The 1,685-nt window shown below is 41.6% G+C and carries 2 protein-coding genes, 2 tRNA genes and 1 rRNA gene; all 5 read left to right on the forward strand.

The window, feature by feature from the left end; translation table 11 throughout:
• Positions 1-9: 9 nt before the first annotated feature.
• Positions 10-126: ribosomal RNA gene (gene rrf, locus CES79_RS12345) — 5S ribosomal RNA — on the forward strand.
• A 9-nt stretch (positions 127-135) separates the two neighbouring features.
• A tRNA-Asn gene (locus tag CES79_RS12350) sits at positions 136-208 on the forward strand.
• Positions 209-226: 18 nt separating this feature from the next.
• Positions 227-299: transfer RNA gene (locus CES79_RS12355), tRNA-Thr, on the forward strand.
• Positions 300-560: 261 nt separating this feature from the next.
• The gene (locus tag CES79_RS12360) at positions 561-884 is read left to right on the forward strand and encodes a PTS sugar transporter subunit IIB (RefSeq protein WP_159459501.1); all 324 of its coding nucleotides are present in this window, start codon (positions 561-563) and stop codon (positions 882-884) included.
• A 234-nt stretch (positions 885-1,118) separates the two neighbouring features.
• Positions 1,119-1,685: peptide MFS transporter (locus CES79_RS12365; RefSeq protein WP_225362444.1), on the forward strand; the 567-nt coding region annotated here is incomplete at its 3' end.

Consider the following 1,685-nt stretch of genomic DNA (forward strand, 5'->3'; position numbering starts at 1 on the left):
TCTCAATAGTGTGGTGGCGATAGCCTGAAGGATACACCTGTTCCCATGCCGAACACAGTAGTTAAGCTTCAGCACGCCAAGAGTAGTTGGGGGATCGCCCCCTGCAAGGGTAGGACGTTGCCACGCTATCATTATTCCGGCATAGCTCAGTTGGTAGAGCACCTGACTGTTAATCAGGTTGTCGACGGTTCGAGCCCGCCTGCCGGAGTCAAGAAAATTTAGTAATGCCGGCTTAGCTCAGTTGGTAGAGCATCGGTATCGTAAACCGAGGGTCGGGGATTCGAATTCCTCAGCCGGCATCTATTCAACTGGCAAAGCAAAAAACACTAACGTTTATCGTTAGTGTTTTTTTGTGTCCTAGTTAGAATTTTGAGCAAAAGGCCCAATAAACCCGGGTCACGAGTTAAGTGAAAGGCAGTTTATTAGAATTGGTATAGACGTTAGAATGCCTAAAGTAAAAGGAATATAATGATAATTTCACTTGTGGTATACGTTTATTAGTGGTAACCTAATAACTAATGAAAGCGCTAATACATAACGCAAATTTGGAGGTAACTATTATGACAACTGTATTAATTGTTTGTGGAAGTGGTATTACAAGTCAATTGTTGCAAGAGACTGCTCAAAGATCAGCGGAAGCATACCGTGTCGATATTACGTTTGAAGCAACCAGCTTTGCTGCGGCTACAAGTGACAGCTTAGAGAGTGCAGAGAATGCAGATTTAGTTTTGGTTGCACCTCAGGTTGGTTATGATTACGCTGCTTTAAAAGCAGTTAATTCACGATTGGAAAAAATTCCAGACAACATCTATGCTTGGGTCAATGGTGAAAGCTTGATTAAATTTGCGATGACTGAATTAGATAAGAATAAGGTTGTTGGTTAAACTGACCTAAATAGGGGGCTAATGAACGGCCCTTTTTTACTAGACAACATTCTCGAAAAATCGCTATTATCCAGTGTTCTTAACAGAAATAACATTGCGTTAGAACCTTTTCGGGCGTATAATATCCTATATGTTTCAATTAGAATATTATGAGGAGCGGGTTTCCCGCTCCTTTATCATCACTCCGGTAAATAAATGGTATTGCTTGAGTGAGAGATGTCTGGAGGTTTTTTTTTGGATAACCAAGGAAATAAGCAAGTAGATCGTTCTTTCTTCGGTCAGCCACGTGGATTATCTACGCTGTTCATGACTGAAATGTGGGAACGGTTTAGTTACTATGGTATGAAAGCAATTCTGATCTACTACATGTACTTCTCAATTGCAAAGGGTGGCCTTGGCATGGACAAGGGGCTGGCAGCCTCAATCATGTCGATTTATGGGTCGTTAGTTTACTTAACTTCAGTTCTCGGTGGCTTTTTAAGTGACCGAATCTGGGGGAGTCGTAAAACGGTGTTCATTGGCGGTGTCTTGATCATGTTTGGTCATATCTGCCTCTCCGTACCAGCTGGTAAAATAGCACTATTTATTTCAATTTGTTTAATTACAATTGGTACTGGTCTGTTGAAGCCAAACGTTTCTGAAATGGTTGGGACACTTTATTCACCAGAAGATACGCGTCGTGATTCTGGTTTTACGATTTTCGTTTTTGGGATTAACTTAGGTTCATTAGTTGCACCAATCGTGGTACCAGCTATGTGGTCAGCATTTAACTTCCACGCTGGTTTCTCACTGGCTGCAATT

Source organism: Secundilactobacillus silagei JCM 19001 (assembly GCF_002217945.1).
Classification (GTDB): domain Bacteria; phylum Bacillota; class Bacilli; order Lactobacillales; family Lactobacillaceae; genus Secundilactobacillus; species Secundilactobacillus silagei.

Coding starts and splice junctions, on each gene's coding strand:
- CES79_RS12360 (WP_159459501.1), top strand. CDS start 561: ATGACAACTGTATTAATTGTTTGTGGAAGTGGTATTACAAGTCAATTG.